The sequence below is a fragment of the Citrobacter sp. MGH105 genome (assembly GCF_001037485.2).
GTDB lineage: Bacteria > Pseudomonadota > Gammaproteobacteria > Enterobacterales > Enterobacteriaceae > Citrobacter > Citrobacter portucalensis.
The window spans coordinates 4,615,029-4,639,755 of the sequence record NZ_CP073048.1; the positions used below are offsets into that span (position 1 = coordinate 4,615,029).

The following is a 24,727-nucleotide window of genomic DNA, read 5'->3' on the forward strand; positions in this document are numbered from 1 at the left end:
CGGCCTCTGTAGGCCGGATAAGGCGGCACGCCGCATCCGGCGGTTTTCATCCCGCACAGACGCAAAAAAGCCCATCCGTCAGGATGGGCTTCTTCACTTTAATTAATGCCTGGCAGTTTATGGCGGGCGTCCTGCCCGCCACCCTCCGGGCCGTTGCTGCGCAACGTTCAAATCCGCTCCCGGCGGATTTGTCCTGGGCAGGAGAGCGCTCACCGACAGACAACAGATAAAACAAAAGGCCCAGTCTTTCGACTGAGCCTTTCGCTTTTATTTGATGCCTGGCAGTTCCCTACTCTCGCATGGGGAGACCCCACACTACCATCGGCGCTACGGCGTTTCACTTCTGAGTTCGGCATGGGGTCAGGTGGGACCACCGCGCTACAGCCGCCAGGCAAATTCTGTTTATCAACACACCTCCTGGGCATGTCGATGTAATCTGTAATCAAACTGAATCTTGTGTCTGTCTCTTCGCCAAAACATCTTCGGCGTTGTAAGGTTAAGCCTCACGGTTCATTAGTATCGGTTAGCTCAATGTATCGCTACACTTACACACCCGACCTATCAACGTCGTCGTCTTCAACGTTCCTTCAGGACCCTTAAAGGGTCAGGGAGAACTCATCTCGGGGCAAGTTTCGTGCTTAGATGCTTTCAGCACTTATCTCTTCCGCATTTAGCTACCGGGCAATGCCATTGGCATGACAACCCGAACACCAGTGATGCGTCCACTCCGGTCCTCTCGTACTAGGAGCAGCCCCCCTCAATTCTCCAGCGCCCACGGCAGATAGGGACCGAACTGTCTCACGACGTTCTAAACCCAGCTCGCGTACCACTTTAAATGGCGAACAGCCATACCCTTGGGACCTACTTCAGCCCCAGGATGTGATGAGCCGACATCGAGGTGCCAAACACCGCCGTCGATATGAACTCTTGGGCGGTATCAGCCTGTTATCCCCGGAGTACCTTTTATCCGTTGAGCGATGGCCCTTCCATTCAGAACCACCGGATCACTAAGACCTGCTTTCGCACCTGCTCGAGCCGTCACTCTCGCAGTCAAGCTAGCTTATGCCTTTGCACTAACCTCCTGATGTCCGACCAGGATTAGCTAACCTTCGTGCTCCTCCGTTACTCTTTAGGAGGAGACCGCCCCAGTCAAACTACCCACCAGACACTGTCCGCAACCCGGATTACGGGTCTACGTTAGAACACCAGCCATTAAAGGGTGGTATTTCAAGGATGGCTCCATGCAGACTGGCGTCCACACTTCAAAGCCTCCCACCTATCCTACACATCAAGGACCAGTGTTCAGTGTCAAGCTATAGTAAAGGTTCACGGGGTCTTTCCGTCTTGCCGCGGGTACACTGCATCTTCACAGCGAGTTCAATTTCACTGAGTCTCGGGTGGAGACAGCCTGGCCATCATTACGCCATTCGTGCAGGTCGGAACTTACCCGACAAGGAATTTCGCTACCTTAGGACCGTTATAGTTACGGCCGCCGTTTACCGGGGCTTCGATCAAGAGCTTCTCCTTACGGATAACCCCATCAATTAACCTTCCGGCACCGGGCAGGCGTCACACCGTATACGTCCACTTTCGTGTTTGCACAGTGCTGTGTTTTTAATAAACAGTTGCAGCCAGCTGGTATCTTCGACTGATTTCAGCTCCATGAGTAAATCACTTCACCTACATATCAGCGTGCCTTCTCCCGAAGTTACGGCACCATTTTGCCTAGTTCCTTCACCCGAGTTCTCTCAAGCGCCTTGGTATTCTCTACCTGACCACCTGTGTCGGTTTGGGGTACGATTTCGTGTTACCTGATGCTTAGAGGCTTTTCCTGGAAGCAGGGCATTTGTTACTTCAGCACCGTAGTGCCTCGTCATCACACCTCAGCGTTAATAAGATACCGGATTTACCTGGAACCTCCGCCTACATGCTTAAACCGGGACAACCGTCGCCCGGCTAACATAGCCTTCTCCGTCCCCCCTTCGCAGTAACACCAAGTACAGGAATATTAACCTGTTTCCCATCGACTACGCCTTTCGGCCTCGCCTTAGGGGTCGACTCACCCTGCCCCGATTAACGTTGGACAGGAACCCTTGGTCTTCCGGCGTGCGGGTTTTTCACCCGCATTATCGTTACTTATGTCAGCATTCGCACTTCTGATACCTCCAGCATACCTCACGATACACCTTCAACGGCTTACAGAACGCTCCCCTACCCAACAACACATAGTGTCGCTGCCGCAGCTTCGGTGCATGGTTTAGCCCCGTTACATCTTCCGCGCAGGCCGACTCGACCAGTGAGCTATTACGCTTTCTTTAAATGATGGCTGCTTCTAAGCCAACATCCTGGCTGTCTGTGCCTTCCCACATCGTTTCCCACTTAACCATGACTTTGGGACCTTAGCTGGCGGTCTGGGTTGTTTCCCTCTTCACGACGGACGTTAGCACCCGCCGTGTGTCTCCCGTGATAACATTCTTCGGTATTCGCAGTTTGCATCGGGTTGGTAAGTCGGGATGACCCCCTAGCCGAAACAGTGCTCTACCCCCGAAGATGAATTCACGAGGCGCTACCTAAATAGCTTTCGGGGAGAACCAGCTATCTCCCGGTTTGATTGGCCTTTCACCCCCAGCCACAAGTCATCCGCTAATTTTTCAACATTAGTCGGTTCGGTCCTCCAGTTAGTGTTACCCAACCTTCAACCTGCCCATGGCTAGATCACCGGGTTTCGGGTCTATACCCTGCAACTTAACGCCCAGTTAAGACTCGGTTTCCCTTCGGCTCCCCTATTCGGTTAACCTTGCTACAGAATATAAGTCGCTGACCCATTATACAAAAGGTACGCAGTCACACCCCGAAGGATGCTCCCACTGCTTGTACGTACACGGTTTCAGGTTCTTTTTCACTCCCCTCGCCGGGGTTCTTTTCGCCTTTCCCTCACGGTACTGGTTCACTATCGGTCAGTCAGGAGTATTTAGCCTTGGAGGATGGTCCCCCCATATTCAGACAGGATACCACGTGTCCCGCCCTACTCTTCGAGTTCACAACACATGCACTTTTGTGTACGGGACTTTCACCCTGTATCGTGCGACTTTCCAGACGCTTCCACTAACACACATGCTGATTCAGACTCTGGGCTGCTCCCCGTTCGCTCGCCGCTACTGGGGGAATCTCGGTTGATTTCTTTTCCTCGGGGTACTTAGATGTTTCAGTTCCCCCGGTTCGCTTCATTACGCTATGTATTCACATAATGATAGTGTGTCAAAACACACTGGGTTTCCCCATTCGGAAATCGCCGGTTATAACGGTTCATATCACCTTACCGACGCTTATCGCAGATTAGCACGTCCTTCATCGCCTCTGACTGCCAGGGCATCCACCGTGTACGCTTAGTCGCTTAACCTCACAACCCGAAGATGTTTCTTTCGATTCATCATCGACTTGCAAAAATTTGAGAGACTCGAACACACCGCTTTTCATTTCTTATTACGGAGAAATGAAACAGTGTGTCGTTTCAATTTTCAGCTTGATCCAGATTTTTAAAGAGCAAATATCTCAAACGTGACTCGAAAGTCAGTTTTGAGATACTTCGGTCGGCGACTTTCACTCACACATACCAGCAAGTGGCGTCCCCTAGGGGATTCGAACCCCTGTTACCGCCGTGAAAGGGCGGTGTCCTGGGCCTCTAGACGAAGGGGACACTGAAGTCTCAATCGCAAGACGCCTTGCTATTTACTTTTCATCAGACAATCTGTGTGAGCACTACAAAGGCAGGTTCTTTAAGGTAAGGAGGTGATCCAACCGCAGGTTCCCCTACGGTTACCTTGTTACGACTTCACCCCAGTCATGAATCACAAAGTGGTAAGCGCCCTCCCGAAGGTTAAGCTACCTACTTCTTTTGCAACCCACTCCCATGGTGTGACGGGCGGTGTGTACAAGGCCCGGGAACGTATTCACCGTGGCATTCTGATCCACGATTACTAGCGATTCCGACTTCATGGAGTCGAGTTGCAGACTCCAATCCGGACTACGACATACTTTATGAGGTCCGCTTGCTCTCGCGAGGTCGCTTCTCTTTGTATATGCCATTGTAGCACGTGTGTAGCCCTACTCGTAAGGGCCATGATGACTTGACGTCATCCCCACCTTCCTCCAGTTTATCACTGGCAGTCTCCTTTGAGTTCCCGACCGAATCGCTGGCAACAAAGGATAAGGGTTGCGCTCGTTGCGGGACTTAACCCAACATTTCACAACACGAGCTGACGACAGCCATGCAGCACCTGTCTCAGAGTTCCCGAAGGCACCAAAGCATCTCTGCTAAGTTCTCTGGATGTCAAGAGTAGGTAAGGTTCTTCGCGTTGCATCGAATTAAACCACATGCTCCACCGCTTGTGCGGGCCCCCGTCAATTCATTTGAGTTTTAACCTTGCGGCCGTACTCCCCAGGCGGTCGACTTAACGCGTTAGCTCCGGAAGCCACGCCTCAAGGGCACAACCTCCAAGTCGACATCGTTTACGGCGTGGACTACCAGGGTATCTAATCCTGTTTGCTCCCCACGCTTTCGCACCTGAGCGTCAGTCTTTGTCCAGGGGGCCGCCTTCGCCACCGGTATTCCTCCAGATCTCTACGCATTTCACCGCTACACCTGGAATTCTACCCCCCTCTACAAGACTCTAGCCTGCCAGTTTCGGATGCAGTTCCCAGGTTGAGCCCGGGGATTTCACATCCGACTTGACAGACCGCCTGCGTGCGCTTTACGCCCAGTAATTCCGATTAACGCTTGCACCCTCCGTATTACCGCGGCTGCTGGCACGGAGTTAGCCGGTGCTTCTTCTGCGAGTAACGTCAATTGCTGTGGTTATTAACCACAACACCTTCCTCCTCGCTGAAAGTACTTTACAACCCGAAGGCCTTCTTCATACACGCGGCATGGCTGCATCAGGCTTGCGCCCATTGTGCAATATTCCCCACTGCTGCCTCCCGTAGGAGTCTGGACCGTGTCTCAGTTCCAGTGTGGCTGGTCATCCTCTCAGACCAGCTAGGGATCGTCGCCTAGGTGAGCCGTTACCCCACCTACTAGCTAATCCCATCTGGGCACATCCAATGGCAAGAGGCCCGAAGGTCCCCCTCTTTGGTCTTGCGACGTTATGCGGTATTAGCTACCGTTTCCAGTAGTTATCCCCCTCCATCGGGCAGTTTCCCAGACATTACTCACCCGTCCGCCACTCGTCACCCAAGGAGCAAGCTCCTCTGTGCTACCGTTCGACTTGCATGTGTTAGGCCTGCCGCCAGCGTTCAATCTGAGCCATGATCAAACTCTTCAATTTAAAAGTTTGATGCTCAATGAATTAAACTTCGTAATGAATTACGTGTTCACTCGTTGAGACTTGGTATTCATTTTTCGTCTTGCGACGTTAAGAATCCGTATCTTCGAGTGCCCACACAGATTGTCTGATAAATTGTTAAAGAGCAGTTGCGACGCGCTTTAGCGCTCTGTCGCGAGGTGGCGTATATTACGCTTTCCTCTTTCAGAGTCAACCCTCATTTTCAGGTTTTTCTCTTCAACCGAACTGGCTGTTTGTGTGAAGTGATTCACATCCGCCGTGTCGATGGAGGCGCATTATAGGGAGTTTCCTGCGGCCCGCAACCCTTAAATGACAGAAAAATGACTGACTGCTGCATTCCACAGCAAAACCCCGCCTTATACCCATTTACACACAGAGTTATCCACAATCGTAAGGAAATTATCTGTAAGCGTCCCTAAAAAGGGAGAGAATCGGTATGAAAACCTCTATTATGAAAACCTCTATATAGAAAGAAATTCACTCTACGCTATATAAAGAAGAAGGACTGACAACTTAAGCGCCATAATCCCTACCACCTTTGAATTACGCACCCCATCAGGCAATAATACCCGCACAAACCGTGATTTCAGGACCGTGATGAGATACTCCCTGCAACGTACTGCTATACGTAAACGCCCGATGAAGCTTGGCACCACCGTGATCCTCATGGTTAGTGCAGTACTCTTCTCCGTGCTGCTTGTCGTTCATCTGATTTATTTCTCGCAGATCAGCAACATGACGCGCGATGCATTAGCGAGTAAAGCGCTTGCGGTCGCGCGAACGCTAGCCAACTCTCCGGAGATCCGCCAGGGACTAATGAAAAAGCCCGAGGAAAGCGGCATTCAGGCGATTGCCCAGGCGGTGAATAAGAGCAACGACTTTTTGTTCATCGTCGTCACTGATATGCAAAGCATTCGTTACTCCCATCCCGAAGCGCAGCGAATCGGTCAGCCATTTAAAGGTGATGACATATTGCTGGCCCTGCAGGGTAAAGAGAATGTCGCCATTAATCGCGGATTCCTGGCTAAAGCTCTACGTGTATTTACTCCTATCTATGACGAACATCACCGGCAGATTGGCGTCGTGTCGATCGGCCTTGAGCTAAGCCGGGTGACTGAGCAGATCAATAACAGCCGCGGCAGCATCATCTGGTCAATCTTATTTGGCGTACTGGTTGGACTGCTCGGTACATGGGTATTTGTCAAAGTCCTCAAGCGCATTCTGTTTGGCCTGGAGCCTTATGAAATCTCCAATCTGTTCGAACAACGCCAGGCGATGCTGCACTCTATAAAGGAAGGTGTTATTGCCGTTGACGAATGCGGTGAAGTGACCCTGATTAACCAGGCTGCGCAGGAGCTGCTGGATTATCACAAATCACAAGATGATGCCCAGCTCTCCACACTCAGCCATGCGTGGTCACAGGTGGTCGATTTTTCACAGGTACTACATGACGGAACGCCACGCCGCGATGAAGAGATCATGGTGAAGGATCGGCTACTCTTAATTAACACGGTCCCGGTACTCAGCAACGGTAAAATCATCGGTGCCATTTCAACCTTCAGAGATAAGACAGAAGTCCGAAAACTAATGCAACGTCTGGATGGTATGGTCAACTATGCCGACGCACTTCGTGAACGATCCCACGAATTCATGAATAAATTGCACGTGATTCTGGGATTATTGCATCTGAAAAGTTATAAGCAGCTTGAAAATTACATCCTGAAGACCGCAAACAATTATCAGGAAGAAATTGGCTCACTGTTAGGAAAAATAAAATCACCGGTGATCGCAGGATTTTTACTCAGTAAGATTAATCGCACATCTGATTTAGGCCATAGTCTGGTCATTAGCAATGAAAGCCAGTTACCGGAAAATAGCAACGAAGATCAGGTGGCGGTGCTGATTACCGTTCTGGGGAATCTGATTGAAAACGCCCTGGAAGCGCTAGGTCAAGAACCTGGTGGTGAGATCAGCGTATCCTTGCATTATCGACACGGCTGGTTGCATTGCGAAGTGAATGACGATGGTCCGGGGATTGCCCCCGAAAACATTGAGCACATCTTTGAGAAGGGCGTTTCGTCAAAAGGAACCGAACGGGGCGTTGGTTTAGCGCTTGTTAAACAACAGGTTGAAAACGTTGGCGGTAATATTTCCGTCGAGTCTGAACCTGGGATCTTCACCCAATTTTTTGTACAGTTACCGTGGAATGGTGAGAGGGCCAGCAGATGATCAATGTCTTAATTGTCGATGACGATGCAATGGTAGCGGAATTAAACCGCCGTTATGTCGCGCAACTCTCCGGTTTTCACTGCTGCGGCACAGCCTCCACGCTGGAGAAAGCAAAAGAGATAATCTTTCATAGCGGTCATCATATCGATCTGATTTTGCTAGATATTTATATGCAAAAAGAAAACGGTCTGGACCTGCTGCCGGTTCTGCACAGCGAAGGTTGCAAGTGTGATGTCATCGTCATCTCTTCCGCCGCTGATGCCACCACCATCAAAGATTCACTTCACTACGGTGTTGTTGACTACCTGATCAAACCTTTCCAGGCTTCCCGGTTTGAAGAAGCGCTCACCGGCTGGCTGCACAAGAAAAATGAGATGGACAAGCATCAGTATTATGAACAGTCTGAGCTTGACCAGCTGATTCACGGCAGCTCTTCCAATGAACAGGAAGCACGGCGCTTACCTAAAGGGTTAACGCCACAAACGTTACGCACGCTGTGTCAGTGGATTGATGAGCACCAGGATCAGGAGTTCTCCACGGATGAGCTGGCCAACGAGGTCAATATCTCGCGCGTCTCTTGCCGTAAATACCTTATCTGGCTCGTCAATTGTCACATCTTATTTACCAGCATCCATTATGGCGTGACCGGCAGACCTGTTTATCGTTATCGCGTGCAGGCTGAACACTACTCATTGCTTAAACAATATTGCCAATAAATACACTTGGGATTATTTGTTATTTGAAAGTAACAATTATTAAAATAATGAAAAATCCCAATTTCACCAGCTGGCACTGTAAAATTATAAATTTGCGTTAGATCAAATATATTTGTATCCGGCATGTTAAATGTATTATTTTAATATTGACAACCATCACACTGTTTTTAATTTCAAAATCGCTAACAAAAGTTAATTAAGTATTATCTAACTCGCAGAGTGTGTATTTTTACCCATAAAGGATTAGTCTGAAATTAACCAGACATACAAAATCTAGACTGGTAGCAATGGAGACCATGCTACGTACCATGGACACCGTACATTTTTGTGAGCAAATAAAAGTATCCCCACGCCAACTTCATCACATCATGAAATGGCGTGACCGTGATCACATAAATAACCCACTCACTCATTCTGTCGGTGGTTCATGTAATAGCGGAAAACGCAAAACAGATAAATTACAGCGTCAACCGCGGCTCTCCATGTTCAGCTCTGCTTCCCATCGCCTGAGGATTCTCTCCTCTGATCAAAGCCACAGAAAAAAACTAAATATCGCCATAACTTTAAAAAAACATTCTAGCAAGACATTTGAACATTAATCGCAAATACGGACATATCGAATACTGACCATTTTTTGATGCTTATTCTGGCAAAAAAGAATGTGGCACAGATCCATTTTTCAAAAAATTGACTGGGTTTTTCGCGAGGGTAAATAAAATGTTATTTAGTATACAACTTCTCATAATATTAATATGTTTGTTTTATGGTGCCAGAAAGGGCGGTATCGCGCTGGGTTTATTAGGCGGTATCGGCCTGGTCATTCTGGTTTTCGTTTTCCATCTCCAGCCGGGTAAACCACCTGTAGATGTCATGCTGGTTATTATTGCCGTGGTGGCCGCATCGGCAACCTTGCAAGCCTCCGGCGGCCTTGACGTTATGCTGCAAATCGCTGAAAAGCTGCTGCGCCGTAACCCAAAATACGTTTCCATCGTCGCACCTTTCGTTACCTGCACCCTGACGATTCTCTGCGGTACAGGGCACGTGGTATACACCATCCTGCCAATCATTTATGACGTTGCCATTAAGAACAATATTCGCCCGGAACGTCCGATGGCGGCGAGTTCTATCGGCGCGCAGATGGGGATTATCGCCAGCCCGGTTTCTGTAGCCGTGGTGTCACTGGTGGCAATGCTGGGTAACGTAACGTTTGAAGGCAAGCATCTCGAATTCCTCGACCTGCTCAGCATCACCATCCCGTCTACCCTGTTGGGTATCCTGGCGATCGGTATCTTCAGCTGGTTCCGTGGTAAGGATCTGGATAAAGATGAAGAGTTCCAGAAGTTCATTTCCGTACCTGAAAACCACAACTATGTGTATGGCGATACCGCCACGCTGTTAGACAAAAAGCTGCCGAAAAGCAACTGGCTGGCCATGTGGATCTTCCTGGCTGCTATCGCCGTTGTTGCCGTGCTTGGCGCGTTCTCTGAGCTGCGTCCTACCTTTAGCGGCAAACCGCTGTCAATGGTGCTGGTTATCCAGATGTTCATGCTGCTGACCGGTGCGCTGATTATTATCTTGACGAAGACCAATCCCGCTTCAATATCTAAAAACGAAGTCTTCCGTTCCGGTATGATCGCGATTGTGGCGGTGTACGGTATTGCCTGGATGGCCGAAACAATGTTCGGCGCGCACATGACAGAAATCGAAGGTGTGCTGGGCAATATGGTGAAAGAGTATCCGTGGGCCTATGCAATTGTTCTGCTGCTGGTATCCAAATTTGTAAACTCCCAGGCAGCGGCGCTGGCAGCGATTGTTCCGGTCGCGCTGGCAATCGGGGTTGATCCCGCGTACATCGTGGCTTCTGCTCCGGCATGTTACGGTTACTACATTCTGCCGACCTACCCGAGCGATCTGGCTGCAATCCAGTTTGACCGTTCCGGCACCACCCACATCGGCCGCTTCGTTATCAACCACAGCTTCATTCTGCCTGGCTTGATCGGCGTAAGCGTATCCTGTGTCTTTGGTTGGATCTTCGCCGCAATGTACGGTTTCCTGTAATCACAGTTCGCGTGCCGTCCACGTTGGTACGGCACGCCACCATGAAGACACAGAGAATTTTAAAATTCCTGAGAAAAATGAAAAGGCTGGAAGCAAATGTCAAAAGTTGAATTCACTTACCAGGCGGCTTTCCCACTGGGGGAAGACAAAACTGAGTACTACCTGCTGACATCCGATCACGTCAGCGTCGGCGAGTTTGAAGGCGAAACAATCCTGAAAGTAGCCCCTGAAGCACTTACACTACTGGCCCAGCAAGCCTTCCACGATGCCTCCTTCATGCTCCGCCCAGAACACCAACAGCAAGTCGCCTCAATTCTCCATGATCCCGAAGCCAGCGAAAACGATAAGTACGTGGCGCTGCAGTTCCTGAGAAACTCCGAAATCGCCGCCAAAGGCGTGTTGCCAACCTGCCAGGACACCGGTACGGCAATCATCATGGGTAAAAAAGGTCAGCGTGTTTGGACCGGCGGCGGCGATGAAGCGGCGCTCTCCAAAGGCGTATTTAATACCTATATCGAAGATAACCTGCGCTACTCACAAAACGCGGCGCTGGATATGTACAAAGAAGTGAATACCGGCACCAACCTGCCCGCACAGATCGATCTGTACAGCGTGGACGGCGACGAATACAAATTCCTGTGCGTGGCCAAAGGCGGCGGCTCAGCCAACAAAACCTATCTGTATCAGGAAACCAAAGCGCTGCTGACTCCCGGCAAACTGAAAAACTTCCTGGTTGAGAAAATGCGCACGCTGGGTACCGCAGCCTGCCCGCCGTATCACATCGCATTCGTTATTGGCGGTACGTCAGCGGAAAGCACCCTCAAAACGGTGAAGCTGGCCAGCACACACTACTATGACGCGCTGCCGACTGAAGGTAATGCTCACGGCCAGGCGTTCCGCGATCTGCAACTGGAACAAGAACTGCTGGAAGAAGCGCAGAAACTCGGCCTTGGTGCTCAGTTCGGCGGGAAATACTTCGCACATGATATCCGCGTGATCCGCCTGCCTCGCCATGGCGCGTCCTGCCCGGTTGGTATGGGTGTTTCTTGCTCCGCAGACCGTAACATCAAGGCCAAGATCAACCGCGAAGGGATCTGGATTGAAAAACTGGAACATAACCCAGGTCAGTACATTCCGGAATCTCTGCGCCAGGCGGGCGAAGGCGAAGTGGTTAAAGTTGACCTTAACCGCCCAATGAAAGAGATCCTCGCCCAGCTCTCTCAGTACCCGGTTTCTACTCGTCTGTCACTGAGCGGTACTATCATTGTTGGTCGTGACATTGCCCACGCGAAGTTAAAAGAACGTATTGAGTCCGGCGAAGGTCTGCCGCAGTACGTGAAAGATCATCCGATCTACTACGCGGGTCCGGCCAAAACGCCTGCAGGCTACCCGTCCGGTTCTTTAGGTCCAACTACCGCGGGTCGTATGGACTCCTACGTTGACCTGTTGCAGTCTCACGGCGGCAGCATGATCATGCTGGCAAAAGGTAACCGTAGCCAGCAGGTGACTGACGCCTGCCACAAACACGGCGGCTTCTACTTGGGCAGCATCGGTGGACCAGCAGCGGTACTGGCGCAGCAGAGCATTAAGCATCTGGAATGCGTGGAATACCCGGAGCTGGGTATGGAAGCTATCTGGAAAATCGAAGTAGAAGATTTCCCGGCTTTCATTCTGGTCGATGACAAAGGCAACGATTTCTTCCAGCAAATCGTCAGCAAACAATGCGCTAACTGCGCGAAGTAACCCATTCGGCCCGGCACTGGACTGGCACTAAATTTTTGGCGTCAGTCCAGCGATCCCCCCGGGCCAACTTTATCCCCCCATTTACTGGTATTGAATTTTTGCCGTTCACAGGGAATAGTGATCTTTTCCATTACGTGTGAATTCGCAATGCTCCGCACTCTGAACCCCACAATCTTGCGCACCGGTGCATTGATCCTGGCGCTGATTCTAATCTACACCGGTATCTCTGCCTCTGAGAAAATCACCTGGCTGATGGAAGTCACGCCAGTCATTATTGTCGTCCCGCTGTTGCTGGCTACCATGAAGCAGTACCCATTGACGCAGCTGCTTTATACGTTGATTTTCTTGCACGCCATCATTCTGATGGTAGGTGGGATGTATACCTACGCCAAAGTCCCCGTCGGTTTTCAGGTTCAGGAATGGCTGGATCTCAGTCGAAACCCCTATGACAAGCTGGGCCACTTCTTCCAGGGGCTGGTACCAGCCCTGACGGCAAGAGAGATTTTAGTGCGCGGCAATATTGTCCGTGGTCGTAAGATGCTGGCATTTTTGGTCTGCTGCGTAGCACTGGCGATTAGCGCAATGTATGAACTCATCGAATGGTGGGCCGCGCTGGCAATGGGACAAGGTGCGGATGACTTCCTTGGCACGCAGGGTGACCCGTGGGATACCCAGTCGGACATGTTCTGCGCCCTGCTCGGTGCGTTAACAACGGTCCTCGCACTGGCGGGCTGGCACAATCGGCAGTTGAAAACGGCCGGAGAGCGCTAACGCTTCTCCGGCAATCTACATTACCTACTGCGATACTTGATAACCAGAATCGGCAAGGCGAACAACAGTGTCAGAAAGTTCGCCATGCTGACGGCAGTATCTTCAATCAATAATCCGTAAATCAGCCACAAAACCAGCCCGCACACAAACATCACATACATCAAACCGGAGATGCCTTGCGTGTTGCGAGTGGTAATAACCTTAATGGCTTGCGGTAAGAAAGAGAGCGTCGTCAGGCTGGCCGCCAAATATCCAATCAACGAATGCCATTCCATCGCTACGCCTTCACATCGCCCGGAGCCACTACCGCAATAGCCGGGATATCCGGTTGCTCATGGTGCTGAGGCACCTTGCGATACTTATCCAGTAAATGGATCTGGATCCTGCGCAGGGTGTCGCCATTCAGTCGATAAAAGCGGAAATACAGGACTAAGGTCACCACAAAAAAGAGTGCGGGTAGCGCTATCATAATAAACTGCATGCCAACGATGGTTTCGGCAGACTGCGCGACATTTGGCGCGTAATTAATCACTCCGAGTATCAACGCGATAAAGAAAGCGGCAAATGCTGACCCACCTTTTACCACCATTGTCTGCACCGAATAAGCGATACTTTCACAACGAACATTAAGTTTGTATTCGCCGTAATCAACGGTATCCGCCACCATAATGACCTGCAACACCCAGAAAAGCGCAGAACCAATATTCAGTAAAACACCCGCTATAACAATCAGTAAGATATTATGGAAATCTGCCAGCGCCATCACCAGTAGTACGCTACAGCTAAGCACCGGCAACACCGATGCCCCAGCCCACAAGATCCGTCGTGACAACGCGTTTACCAGCCGAGGAAAGAAAATCAGCGTCAACAGGTTTGCCGCACCTGCGTAAGACATGTAGTACGGGAAGAGACTTGCATCGCCAATCACGTAGGTAAAATAGTAAATGGCAAAGCCAGCAATGATATTGGATGCAATATTGTAAGCCAGTGCCATACCTAACAGGCAGGATAGCTGGTCATTTTTATAGATAAGCCCAACGATCGCTTTCAACCCAAGACGACTGCTGTCTGCCGTGGCCTCACTGTCTGACGAATAAACCTCATGCACATTCCGTAGCGTCACAACGGTGGAAACGATAAAGAACGCGATGAGAATTAGTGTAAACATCTGAAAACCAAAACCACGATCTGCTCCGCCAACATAGCTCACAAAAGGCAGCGTCACGCCTGCGGTAACAAACCCAGAAAGGCTGGCGAAGAAACGGGGGTACGGCACCAGTTGTTCACGCTCGCGTTTATCCAGCGTAATGGTTGGCACCAGTGACCAGAATGGAATATCCATAATGGTGTAGGTCATTCCCCATAATATATACGTCACGCAAACAAATACGACCTGCGCAGTACCCTCAAAAAGATGTGCGCTAAAAAGCAAAAACAGCACCAATGAGTTCGCCAGCGTACCGAGCAAGATCCAGGGTTTAAATTTCCCCCAGCGCGATCGGGTGGCGTTCACAATCCAGCCCATGATGGGATCGTTTACCGCATCCCAGATCCTTGCCGCCAGGAACAACGTTCCGACCAGCCCCACCGATAATCCCACTACGTCGGTGTAGTAATACATCAGGTACATGTACACGATACCGATGGCGAAATCCTTACCAAACGCTCCAAATCCATAACTGAGTTTTGTTGTCAGAGATATGCTCATAGGGTATCGGGTCGCTGTTACCAGCGCCCGCCTTCTGTAAGAGGAAACGTCAGAGGTTAAACGCCGGATACAATGCCCGGCGTGATTGTGTATTAACGGTGCAGCCAGGCCGGCAGCCAGTCGCCGTGAGACGCGATCAGGTCGTCCACCAGCGCATAAATCTCTTCAATCCCCAGTACCGCGGCGGTATGCGGATCCATCATCGCCGCGTGATAAACGCGATCGCGATTCTCCGTCAGGATGGCTTCCGTTAGCAGGGTCTGAACATTGATATTGGTTTGCATCATGGCCGCCAAATGTGACGGGAGAGTCCCGACTTTCGTTGGCTGAATACCATTCGCATCAACCAGACAAGCGACCTCAACGCAGCAGCCTTGCGGCAGGTTATCGATCAGATTGTCATTGCGAACGTTGCCATACACGACGCTCGGTTCACCGGTCCAGATAGCGTTCATGATAGTGCTGGCATATTCGCGCGACGGTTTAATGTCGATCCGCTCAGCCGTTTTGTACTCTTCCAGCTCTTTTTTCCAGTTCGCCAACTGTTCCACACAACGTTTCGGATATTCATCCAATGGCACCTTATAGCGCTCAATCAGATCTTCACGCCCCGGTTTGATAAACCACGGCGTATATTCGGCGAAGTGCTCCGACGATTCGGTGACGAAATACCCCAATTTTTTGAACATTTCATAACGCACAATGTTCTGGCAACGGGTATTTCCGTGAATATTTGGTTTCGGCGCCTGACCGGATTCATAGGCCGCCAGCAGCTCCGGGTAGAGATTCACATAGGCACCGTCCGCCGTTTTGCGCTCCAGCTCCAGATAAAACGCCATATGGTTGATCCCGGCACTGCGATAGCGCAAAGAAGCAGGGTCGATGTTCAGATCGCGGGCCAACTCCTCCGCCGTCCCCTGCACCGAATGACACAACCCAACCTGCTTAATATGCGGATAGCGCGCATACATTGCCCAGGTGTTCATTGCCATCGGGTTAACGTAGTTAAGCATCGTGGCCTGCGGACAAACTTCGGTCATATCCTCACAAATCTGCCATAAATGCGGGATGGTGCGCAGCGCGCGCATAATGCCGCCCGGCCCCAGCGTGTCGGCAATCGTCTGCTCCAGACCATGGCGTTTACACACCGTAAAATCGGTGACGGTACAAGGTTCATAGCCGCCAATCTGGAAAGCGACCACCACAAAATCAGCATCCTGTAATGCTGCTTTTTGATCGGTATAGCAGGTGATTCGTCCAGACGCGCCCGCAGAATCCATCAACTTGCGCACAACAACGTGTGACTCTTCCAGACGCGTAGGATCGAGATCCATCAAGGCGATATGCGCAGATTTAAGCGCATCGCGGTGAAAGACGTCCCCAAGAATATTTTTGACGAAAATCGTGGAACCGGCGCCGATAAAGGTAATTTTGGGTGCAGACATCATGACTCTCCAGAACATTAGTGAACACAGTCATGGTGGCACAGCGCATAGATGAAAACCTCCGACTTCCCTGCTGAGCATTCCCATAAACTCAGATCATCACTCTGCGCCCTATTGGATCTGAGTTTATGGGACAAAATTACCCAAAAAGCAGAGTATGCGGCCGCAAAATGTCGCTATGCTCAATGGTAACGGTCCAATTTGTGTCCTGATTCTCAGCCTTAATACGTGTTAAATGACATGATTCTGATAATTCAGGAAATGGAGCAACCATGAGTACATTACCGACATCGCCTCTCCCTCCCGATCCGCACATGTGCAGTAGCGATGAAGAACAAACCCGCAGCCCGCTATCGCTGTACTCAGAATATCAACGGATGGATATCGAGTTGCGCTCACCGCATGCTATGCCTGCCAGCCACTGGCATGGGCAGGTGGAGATCAATGTTCCGTTTGATGGTGACGTCGAGTACCTTATCAACAACGAAGTCGTGCAGATAAAACAGGGACACATCACGCTATTCTGGGCCTGTACACCGCATCAGCTCACGCGTCCGGGCAGCTGCCAAAGTATGGCTATCTTCAATTTACCGATGCACCTTTTCCTCTCCTGGCCGCTGGATCGCGAGCTGATCAACCATGTTACCCATGGAATGGTCATCAAATCGCTGGCGTCGCAGCAGTTGAGCACCTTTGAGGTTCAGCGCTGGCAACAGGAACTGAGCAACCCGAACGAACAAATTCGCCAGCTCGCCATTGATGAAATTGGTCTGATGCTCAAACGGTTTAGCCTTTCCGGTTGGCAGCCTATCCTGGTCAATAAAACCTCGCGGACCCACAAAAACAGCGTGTCGAGGCACGCCCAGTTTTACGTCAGCCAAATGCTGAGCTTTATTGCCGACAACTATGATCAGGCGCTCACCATCAACGACGTCGCGGAACACGTGAAGCTCAACGCCAACTATGCGATGGGGATTTTCCAACGCGTAATGCAACTCACCCTGAAGCAGTACATCACGGCAATGCGGATTAATCACGTCCGCGCATTGCTTAGCGATACCGATAAAACCATTCTCGACGTTGCGTTGACCGCCGGATTCCGATCCAGCAGCCGTTTTTATGACACCTTCAGCAAGTTTGTCGGCATGTCGCCGCAGCAGTACCGCAAACTAAGCCAGCAGCATCGGCAAACAATCGCTGGTTGATATCATTCGGCAATATCAGTATCAGCCAAAAAAATATTCCCCCTGTCGATAAACGGCGGTGAAAAACCGCCAACAAGCAAACATAACCTACTGTTTAAAAACAAATTAAACACAAATCAGACTATTTTTCACCCGCTTTACAGCCCATTTTGACAGGATAATACTTGCCTGCGTCACATTCATACGGTGTGTCTGCAATTCATAGATTGCAACCTTTCCACAACCGGGTAAAAGATGATGAAAGTATTAATTGTTGAAAGTGAGTTTCTGCATCAGGACACCTGGGTCGGTAGCGCTGTCGAACGTCTGGCTGACGCATTAAGCCGCCAAAATGTTACCGTCATTAAGTCCACCTCATTCGACGATGGTTACGCAATCCTCGCCGCCAATGAAGCCATTGATTGCCTGATGTTCAGCTATCAAATGGAACAACAAGACGAGCACCTGAACGTCAGGCAATTGATCGGCAAGCTCCACGAGCGCCAGCAAAACGTTCCCGTTTTCCTGCTGGGCGATCGCGAAAAAGCCACCGCATCGCTGGATCGCGACCTGCTGGAGCTTGTCGATGAATTCGCCTGGATTCTGGAAGATACCGCAGACTTTATCGCCGGTCGCGCCGTTGCGGCGATGACCCGCTACCGCCAACAACTTCTGCCACCGCTGTTCAGCGCGCTGATGAAGTACGGCGACATCCATGAATACTCCTGGGCAGCTCCGGGTCACCAGGGCGGCGTCGGATTCACCAAAACGCCGGCCGGTCGTTTCTACCATGATTACTATGGTGAAAACTTATTCCGTAGCGACATGGGTATTGAACGCGCATCGCTCGGCTCGCTGCTGGATCATACCGGCGCGTTTGGCGAGAGCGAAAAATATGCCGCCCGCGTGTTTGGCGCTGACCGCTCCTGGTCCGTAGTGGTCGGGACTTCCGGCTCTAACCGCACCATCATGCAGGCTTGTATGACCGATGATGACGTCGTGGTGCTGGATCGTAACTGCCATAAATCCATCGAGCAGGGGCTTATCCTCACCGGGGCAAAACCGGTGTACATGGTGCCAAGCCGCAACCGGTACGGCATTATCGGGCCTATCTACCCGCAGGAAATGCAGCCTGAAACATTGCAGAAAAAGATCAGCGAAAGCCCGCTGACCAAAGGTAAAGCCGGGCAAAAACCGTCTTACAGCGTTGTGACCAACTGTACCTACGACGGTGTTTGCTACAACGCCAAAGAGGCCCAGGACCTGCTCGCGCAAACCAGCGATCGCATCCACTTCGATGAGGCCTGGTACGGCTATGCTCGCTTCAACCCAATTTACGCCGATCACTACGCCATGCGTGGCGCGCCGGGCGATCATAACGGTCCTACCGTTTTTGCCACCCACTCGACCCACAAACTGCTGAATGCGCTTTCTCAGGCATCTTACATTCACGTTCGTGAAGGTCGTGGGGCCGTGAACTTCTCCCGCTTTAACCAGGCGTACATGATGCACGCCACTACCTCTCCGCTGTATGCCATCTGCGCCTCAAACGACGTGGCGGTCTCCATGATGGACGGTAACAGCGGCCTGTCGCTCACCCAGGAAGTGATCGACGAAGCGGTCGATTTCCGTCAGGCCATGGCACGGTTGTACAAAGAATTCACCGCCGAAGGCGACTGGTTCTTCAAACCGTGGAACAAAGAGATTGTGACCGATCCGCAGACCGGCAAAACCTATGACTTTGCCGATGCGCCAACCCAACTCCTGACCACCGACCAGAACTGCTGGGTAATGCGCCCGGGTGAATCCTGGCACGGATTTAAAGACCTGCCGGATAACTGGAGCATGCTGGACCCGATCAAAGTCAGCATTCTGGCTCCGGGGATGGGCGACGATGGTGAACTGGAAGAGAACGGCGTACCGGCTGCACTGGTCACCGCCTGGCTTGGCCGTCACGGCATCGTGCCGACCCGTACCACCGATTTCCAGATTATGTTCCTGTTCTCCATGGGGATTACCCGCGGGAAATGGGGCACACTGATCAACACGTTGTGCTCTTTCAAACACCATTACGATGCCAATACCCCGCTGGCACAGGTGATGCCAGAACTGGTTGAGGAACATCCAGACACTTACGCCAACATGGGCATTCACGATCTGGGCGACACCATGTTCGCCTGGCTGAAAGAGAACAACCCAGGCGCACGTCTTAACGCGGCCTACTCCGGCCTGCCTGTTGCTGAAATCACCCCGCGTGAAGCCTATAACGCGATAGTCAGCGATAACGTTGAGATGGTGGCCATTGAAAATCTGCCGGGTCGTATAGCCGCGAATTCCGTTATTCCTTACCCACCAGGAATTCCGATGCTGCTGTCCGGGGAAAACTTTGGCGACGCCAATAGCCCGCAGATTAGTTATCTACGTTCGTTGCAGTCCTGGGACCACCACTTCCCTGGATTTGAACATGAAACCGAAGGAACGGAAATTATTGACGGTGTGTACCACGTTATGTGCGTGAAAGCATAATGTCGTTTTATAGATAGTCCGATGTTTAAGGTAGACATGTCATGCTTGAGTAATTCCTGAGTATTGCTGCAAAACAATAACATTGTCATACCTTTTTGCGCGGGACCACCCCGCGCTTTTTTTATACGCAAATAGCGCCTTTCCACTTGCGTACAAAAATGTGTACATAAGAAAAATCCCGCCAAACATTGTAATTAATTTCAGACACGTTATTTTATTGCAGTCCTGGTTTCATCATACAATTTCAATTTAGCCGATTTGGCTCATCTGATGTTGAGCTACGGTGTTTTATGTTCATATTCCTGGAGTTGGGTATGAGGCTTTGCAGCAAAGAAGCTTGTGTTGTTGTATTAACGGAGAAGGATGTTTGGTTAAGGATTAACGGTAAAGAAGCCATCAGTTTAAAAGCTAATCATATGGCACTGGTGGCATGCGATAATAATATTATCGATTTCTCATCACTTAATAACGCATTGGTCGTACATATCAGCCGCGATATCATTAAAGATTATCTGCGCTTTTTAAATAAAGACCTTTCACAGATCCCACTCTGGCAACGCAGTGCCAGCCCAGTGATGACCGCCGCGTGCCTGACGCCGGATGTCTTCAGGGTGGCAGCCCAACATAGCGTAATGGACACAGTGAACGAAGCTGAAAGAGAGCGTACGCGCTCGCTACTGTTCACGGTGTTATCACGCTTTCTCGACAGCAAAAAGTTTATTTCTTTGCTCATGTATATGCTGCGCAACTGTATCAGCGATAGCGTTTATCACATTATTGAGAGCGATATACATAAAGACTGGAATTTAAGCATGGTTGCCAGTTGCTTATGCCTGAGTCCCAGTTTGTTAAAGAAAAAGCTCAAAAGTGAAAATACAAGTTACAGCCAAATAATTACCACATGTCGCATGCGATATGCCGTCAATCAATTACTGATGGACGGCAAAAACATTTCTCAGGTCTCTCAACTGTGTGGATATAACAGTACCTCATACTTTATCTCCGTATTCAAAGAGTTCTATGGGATGACGCCTCTGCATTATGTTAGCCAACATAGGGAGCCATCCGCCGCCTGATTTTTAATCAGTTAGCGATAAGCCATAATAATATCAGCATTAGCGATACCCCAGCTCCGTCATCATTAAACAGACTTTTGACGAGGTATGATAAGGCGTCATTTATCCTTATCAGGAGTTAAAAAATATGTCGACGGATGCTGATGCTCACAAAGTGGGCTTAATCCCCGTCACCCTTATGGTGTCGGGGAATATTATGGGTTCCGGTGTATTCCTGCTACCCGCAAACCTTGCGTCAACTGGCGGGATTGCAATCTACGGATGGTTGGTCACGATTATCGGTGCTCTGGCACTGTCGATGGTGTACGCCAAAATGTCGTCCTTAGACTCCAGTCCCGGTGGTTCTTATGCTTACGCCCGCCGCTGCTTCGGTCCTTTTTTGGGCTACCAGACCAACGTGCTGTACTGGCTGGCCTGCTGGATTGGTAACATCGCCATGGTGGTCATTGGCGTCGGTTACCTGAGCTACTTCTTCCCCATCTTAAAAGATCCGCTGGTCCTGACGCTGACCTGCGTCGTAGTGCTGTGGATCTTCGTATTACTGAACATTGTCGGACCGAAAATGATCACCCGCGTGCAGGCCGTCGCAACGGTACTGGCACTGGTGCCAATTGTCGGGATTGCCGTCTTCGGCTGGTTCTGGTTCCGCGGTGAAACCTATATGGCAGCCTGGAACGTCAGCGGGATGAACACCTTCGGCGCGATTCAAAGCACTCTGAACGTCACCTTGTGGTCATTTATCGGGGTGGAAAGCGCCTCCGTTGCGGCTGGCGTGGTTAAAAATCCCAAACGTAACGTACCTATCGCTACCATGGGCGGCGTGCTGATTGCCGCTGTTTGCTACGTGCTCTCCACCACCGCAATCATGGGTATGATCCCTAACGCGGCGCTGCGTGTATCAGCCTCTCCGTTCGGTGATGCCGCACGTATGGCGCTGGGTGACACCGCTGGGGCGATAGTTTCCTTCTGTGCTGCTGCCGGGTGTCTTGGTTCTCTGGGCGGCTGGACGCTGCTTGCCGGGCAAACCGCCAAAGCCGCAGCCGATGACGGCCTGTTCCCACCTATTTTTGCCCGCGTGAACAAAGCCGGTACGCCAGTGGCCGGGTTAATTATTGTCGGCATCCTGATGACCATCTTCCAGTTCAGCAGCATGTCGCCGAACGCAGCAAAAGAGTTTGGTCTGGTCTCTTCGGTTTCCGTTATCTTCACCCTGGTGCCGTATCTGTACACCTGCGCCGCGCTGCTGCTGCTCGGCCATGGCCACTTTGGTAAAGCACGCCCGATGTACTTACTGGTGACCTTTATCGCCTTTGTCTACTGCATCTGGGCGGTTGTCGGTTCCGGCGCCAAAGAAGTGATGTGGTCGTTCGTCACGCTGATGATCATCACCGCGCTGTACGCATTGAACTACAACCGGATCCATAAAAACCCGTATCCACTGGATGCCCCGGTAAACAATAACTAACGCCAACAATCGTCGTGGCCCGATGGCGTAAGTTCATCGGGTCAACGTTCTCCTACCGCTCTTCGAAAAATCAACATTAAGAACTTAAGGTTGGCTTAATTTTACTTTGAGAGGATTTGCGCCACATAGTCGATGGAACCCCCTTAATGTTAAAGCTCTTGTTTAAAAGGCCCACTCTCGGGCTAATCAGCTGGCTTCTGCTGATCTCATTTTATCTTGCGACCTTCCTGAACATTGCGTTCTATAAACAAGTGCTGCAAGACCTGCCTCTGGACTCTGTGCGTAACGTGCTGGTGTTTTTATCAATGCCAGTCGTCGCGTTCAGCGTCATGAACATCGTGCTGACGCTGGCCTCATTCCTGTGGCTTAATCGCCTGGTGGCGTGCATTTTCATTCTGGTTGGCGCATCGGCCCAATATTTCATCATGACCTACGGCATCATCATCGACCGCTCGATGATCGCCAATATGATGGACACTACGCCCGCCGAAACCTTTGCTTTGCTGACGCCGCAAATGCTCATCACACTCGGGGTGAGCGGCATTCTGGCCGCGCTCATTGCCTGCTGGGTAAAAATTAAACCGATCACGCCAGTTATGCGCAGCGTACTGTTTCGTGGCGCGAACATTCTGATCTCCGCGCTGCTGATCGTGCTGGTCGCTGCGTTCTTCTATAAAGATTACGCCTCACTGTTTCGCAACAACAAAGAACTGGTGAAATCCCTCAGTCCATCCAACAGCATTGTGGCGACGTCATCCTGGTATTCACACCAGCGACTGGCCCACCTGCCGCTGGTGCGCATTGGCGAGGATGCACATCGCAATCCGTTGATGGTGAAAGAAAAGCGTAAGAACCTGACGATTGTGGTTCTCGGCGAGACCTCGCGCGGCGATAACTTCTCCCTGTCAGGCTACTCGCGCCAGACCAACCCGCTGCTGGAAAAAGATGATGTGGTCTATTTCCCCCGCACCACATCCTGCGGAACGGCAACGGCAGTATCAGTACCCTGCATGTTCTCGGATATGCCACGCGCGCACTACGACGAAGAACTGGCACAGCATCAGGAAGGCGTACTCGACATCATTCAGCGGGCGGGAATTAACGTTCTGTGGAACGATAACGACGGCGGCTGCAAAGGGGCTTGCGACCGGGTTCCACACCAGAATATGACTAAGCTGAACCTGCCAGGGCAGTGTATTGACGGTGAATGCTACGATGAAGTCCTGTTCCACGGGCTGGAAGAGTACATTAATAATCTGCAAGGCGACGGCGTGATTGTGCTGCATACCATCGGCAGCCACGGTCCGACCTATTACAACCGCTATCCTGCGCAGTTTAAGAAATTTACGCCAACCTGCGATACCAACGAAATCCAGACCTGTTCGCAGCAACAGTTGGTCAATACTTACGACAACACCATTCTTTACGTTGACTATATTGTTGATAAAGCGATCAATATACTGAAAGAACATCAGGATAATTTCACCACCAGCCTGGTGTATCTTTCCGATCACGGCGAATCCTTAGGGGAAAATGGCGTCTATTTGCACGGCCTGCCGTATTCGATTGCACCAGATACACAAAAACATGTGCCGATGCTGCTGTGGCTCTCCGAGGATTATCAGCAACGCTATCAGGTCTCTCAGACATGTTTGCAAAAACGGGCAAGCTCAGAAGACTTCTCGCAGGATAATCTCTTCTCAACTCTGCTGGGATTAACGGGCGTGCAAACACAGAAATATCAGGCGGCAGATGATATTCTGCAACCCTGCCGGGGAGGCTAAACGAATGAAAATCCTGATTGTTGAAGACGATACGTTGTTATTACAGGGACTGATACTCGCTGCGCAAACAGAAGGCTACGCCTGTGATGGCGTGTCAACCGCCCGTGCAGCCGAGCAGTGTCTGGAGACCGGACATTACAGTCTGGTTGTTCTGGACCTGGGCTTGCCGGATGAAGACGGTTTGCACTTCCTGACCCGTATCAGACAGAAGAAATACTCTCTCCCCGTGCTGATCCTCACCGCCCGTGACACGCTCAAAGACCGGGTCAGCGGGCTGGACGTGGGTGCCGATGACTATCTGGTCAAACCGTTCGCACTGGAAGAACTGCACGCCCGCATCCGGGCACTTCTGCGTCGCCACAACAATCAGGGTGAAAGTGAATTAATTGTCAGCAATCTGACGCTGAATATCGGTCGTCGCCAGGTGTGGATGGACGGACAAGAGGTTATCTTAACGCCGAAAGAATACGCGCTCCTGTCGCGTCTGATGCTCAAGGCAGGCAGTCCTGTTCACCGGGAAATTCTGTATAACGACATATACAGTTGGGATAACGAACCGTCGACCAATACGCTGGAAGTCCACATCCATAATCTGCGCGATAAAGTGGGGAAATCACGTATCCGCACGGTCAGGGGATTTGGCTATATGCTGGTCGCCACTGAGGAAAGCTAAGTGAAGC

Annotated in this window: 14 protein-coding genes, 1 tRNA gene and 3 rRNA genes; 11 read left to right on the top strand and 7 right to left on the bottom strand. The window is 50.9% G+C overall.

Going from position 1 to position 24,727, the window contains the following annotated elements; all coding sequences use genetic code 11:
• Positions 1-276: 276 nt before the first annotated feature.
• The 4 genes from rrf to SK35_RS22145 form a co-directional block, all read right to left on the bottom strand.
• Positions 277-392: ribosomal RNA gene (rrf, locus tag SK35_RS22130) — 5S ribosomal RNA — on the bottom strand.
• 100 nt (positions 393-492) lie between these two features.
• A 23S ribosomal RNA gene (locus tag SK35_RS22135) occupies positions 493-3,400 on the bottom strand.
• A gap of 221 nt (positions 3,401-3,621) precedes the next feature.
• Positions 3,622-3,697 (bottom strand) — tRNA-Glu (locus SK35_RS22140).
• Between the two features lie 85 nt (positions 3,698-3,782).
• Positions 3,783-5,324: ribosomal RNA gene (locus tag SK35_RS22145) — 16S ribosomal RNA — on the bottom strand.
• Together the 16S, 23S and 5S rRNA genes with 1 tRNA gene alongside form the textbook arrangement of a ribosomal RNA operon.
• Before the next feature lie 615 nt (positions 5,325-5,939).
• Here SK35_RS22145 and SK35_RS22150 point away from each other — a divergent pair.
• The 5 genes from SK35_RS22150 (at position 5,940) to SK35_RS22170 (ending at position 12,859) form a co-directional block, all read left to right on the top strand.
• The gene (locus tag SK35_RS22150; protein WP_003826772.1) at positions 5,940-7,571 is read left to right on the top strand and encodes a sensor histidine kinase; all 1,632 of its coding nucleotides are present in this window, start codon (positions 5,940-5,942) and stop codon (positions 7,569-7,571) included.
• Positions 7,568-8,287 carry a two-component system response regulator DcuR gene (dcuR, locus tag SK35_RS22155; protein ID WP_008786975.1) on the top strand — a complete coding sequence of 240 codons (720 nt, stop codon included), beginning with the start codon at positions 7,568-7,570 and terminating at the stop codon, positions 8,285-8,287. The genes SK35_RS22150 and dcuR overlap by 4 nt, the downstream gene beginning before the upstream one ends.
• 717 nt (positions 8,288-9,004) lie before the next feature.
• The gene (gene dcuB, locus SK35_RS22160) at positions 9,005-10,345 is read left to right on the top strand and encodes an anaerobic C4-dicarboxylate transporter DcuB (protein ID WP_003031873.1); all 1,341 of its coding nucleotides are present in this window, start codon (positions 9,005-9,007) and stop codon (positions 10,343-10,345) included.
• Positions 10,346-10,441: 96 nt separating this feature from the next.
• Positions 10,442-12,088 (top strand): class I fumarate hydratase FumA, encoded by a 1,647-nt coding sequence (fumA, locus tag SK35_RS22165; RefSeq protein ID WP_008786974.1) that lies wholly within the window; start codon positions 10,442-10,444, stop codon positions 12,086-12,088.
• 147 nt (positions 12,089-12,235) lie between these two features.
• Positions 12,236-12,859: a DUF2238 domain-containing protein gene (locus SK35_RS22170; protein ID WP_048215100.1), complete on the top strand. Its 624-nt coding sequence runs from the start codon at positions 12,236-12,238 to the stop codon at positions 12,857-12,859.
• Positions 12,860-12,879: 20 nt separating this feature from the next.
• Here SK35_RS22170 and SK35_RS22175 read toward each other — a convergent pair whose 3' ends face one another.
• The 3 genes from SK35_RS22175 to melA form a co-directional block, all read right to left on the bottom strand.
• Positions 12,880-13,134, bottom strand: a complete 255-nt coding sequence (locus SK35_RS22175) for a SemiSWEET transporter (protein WP_032942140.1) — start codon at positions 13,132-13,134, stop codon at positions 12,880-12,882.
• Positions 13,135-13,136: 2 nt separating this feature from the next.
• Positions 13,137-14,567: a melibiose:sodium transporter MelB gene (gene melB, locus SK35_RS22180; RefSeq protein ID WP_032942138.1), complete on the bottom strand. Its 1,431-nt coding sequence runs from the start codon at positions 14,565-14,567 to the stop codon at positions 13,137-13,139.
• A 92-nt stretch (positions 14,568-14,659) separates the two neighbouring features.
• Positions 14,660-16,015 carry an alpha-galactosidase gene (melA, locus tag SK35_RS22185; RefSeq protein ID WP_008786970.1) on the bottom strand — a complete coding sequence of 452 codons (1,356 nt, stop codon included), beginning with the start codon at positions 16,013-16,015 and terminating at the stop codon, positions 14,660-14,662.
• Positions 16,016-16,284: 269 nt separating this feature from the next.
• On the opposite strand from melA, the gene melR reads away from it, so the two are divergent.
• The 6 genes from melR to pmrA all read left to right on the top strand — a co-directional run bounded on the left by melR (position 16,285) and on the right by pmrA (position 24,720).
• Positions 16,285-17,217 (top strand): transcriptional regulator MelR, encoded by a 933-nt coding sequence (gene melR, locus SK35_RS22190; RefSeq protein WP_003826756.1) that lies wholly within the window; start codon positions 16,285-16,287, stop codon positions 17,215-17,217.
• Positions 17,218-17,454: 237 nt separating this feature from the next.
• On the top strand, positions 17,455-19,722 hold the full coding sequence (adiA, locus tag SK35_RS22195; RefSeq protein WP_020996085.1) for an arginine decarboxylase: 2,268 nt from the start codon (positions 17,455-17,457) through the stop codon (positions 19,720-19,722).
• Between the two features lie 314 nt (positions 19,723-20,036).
• Positions 20,037-20,798, top strand: coding sequence for an AraC family transcriptional regulator (locus SK35_RS22200; RefSeq protein WP_008786968.1), 762 nt, complete (start codon positions 20,037-20,039; stop codon positions 20,796-20,798).
• Between the two features lie 127 nt (positions 20,799-20,925).
• On the top strand, positions 20,926-22,263 hold the full coding sequence (adiC, locus tag SK35_RS22205; protein ID WP_003031853.1) for an arginine/agmatine antiporter: 1,338 nt from the start codon (positions 20,926-20,928) through the stop codon (positions 22,261-22,263).
• Positions 22,264-22,409: 146 nt separating this feature from the next.
• Positions 22,410-24,047 (top strand): phosphoethanolamine transferase EptA, encoded by a 1,638-nt coding sequence (gene eptA, locus SK35_RS22210; protein ID WP_048215101.1) that lies wholly within the window; start codon positions 22,410-22,412, stop codon positions 24,045-24,047.
• A gap of 4 nt (positions 24,048-24,051) precedes the next feature.
• A complete protein-coding gene (pmrA, locus tag SK35_RS22215; RefSeq protein ID WP_008786966.1) occupies positions 24,052-24,720 on the top strand; it encodes a two-component system response regulator PmrA in 669 nt (222 codons plus the stop codon).
• The last annotated feature ends 7 nt before the right edge of the window (positions 24,721-24,727 follow it).

Excerpts from the sequence above, each read along its gene's own strand:
- melB (WP_032942138.1), bottom strand. The coding sequence starts at position 14,567 with ATGAGCATATCTCTGACAACAAAACTCAGTTATGGATTTGGAGCGTTT.
- SK35_RS22200 (WP_008786968.1), top strand. The coding sequence starts at position 20,037 with ATGAGGCTTTGCAGCAAAGAAGCTTGTGTTGTTGTATTAACGGAGAAG.
- dcuR (WP_008786975.1), top strand. The coding sequence starts at position 7,568 with ATGATCAATGTCTTAATTGTCGATGACGATGCAATGGTAGCGGAATTA.
- dcuB (WP_003031873.1), top strand. The coding sequence starts at position 9,005 with ATGTTATTTAGTATACAACTTCTCATAATATTAATATGTTTGTTTTAT.
- melR (WP_003826756.1), top strand. The coding sequence starts at position 16,285 with ATGAGTACATTACCGACATCGCCTCTCCCTCCCGATCCGCACATGTGC.
- SK35_RS22170 (WP_048215100.1), top strand. The coding sequence starts at position 12,236 with ATGCTCCGCACTCTGAACCCCACAATCTTGCGCACCGGTGCATTGATC.
- SK35_RS22150 (WP_003826772.1), top strand. The coding sequence starts at position 5,940 with ATGAGATACTCCCTGCAACGTACTGCTATACGTAAACGCCCGATGAAG.
- fumA (WP_008786974.1), top strand. The coding sequence starts at position 10,442 with ATGTCAAAAGTTGAATTCACTTACCAGGCGGCTTTCCCACTGGGGGAA.
- pmrA (WP_008786966.1), top strand. The coding sequence starts at position 24,052 with ATGAAAATCCTGATTGTTGAAGACGATACGTTGTTATTACAGGGACTG.
- adiA (WP_020996085.1), top strand. The coding sequence starts at position 17,455 with ATGAAAGTATTAATTGTTGAAAGTGAGTTTCTGCATCAGGACACCTGG.
- SK35_RS22175 (WP_032942140.1), bottom strand. The coding sequence starts at position 13,134 with ATGGAATGGCATTCGTTGATTGGATATTTGGCGGCCAGCCTGACGACG.
- melA (WP_008786970.1), bottom strand. The coding sequence starts at position 16,015 with ATGATGTCTGCACCCAAAATTACCTTTATCGGCGCCGGTTCCACGATT.
- eptA (WP_048215101.1), top strand. The coding sequence starts at position 22,410 with ATGTTAAAGCTCTTGTTTAAAAGGCCCACTCTCGGGCTAATCAGCTGG.
- adiC (WP_003031853.1), top strand. The coding sequence starts at position 20,926 with ATGTCGACGGATGCTGATGCTCACAAAGTGGGCTTAATCCCCGTCACC.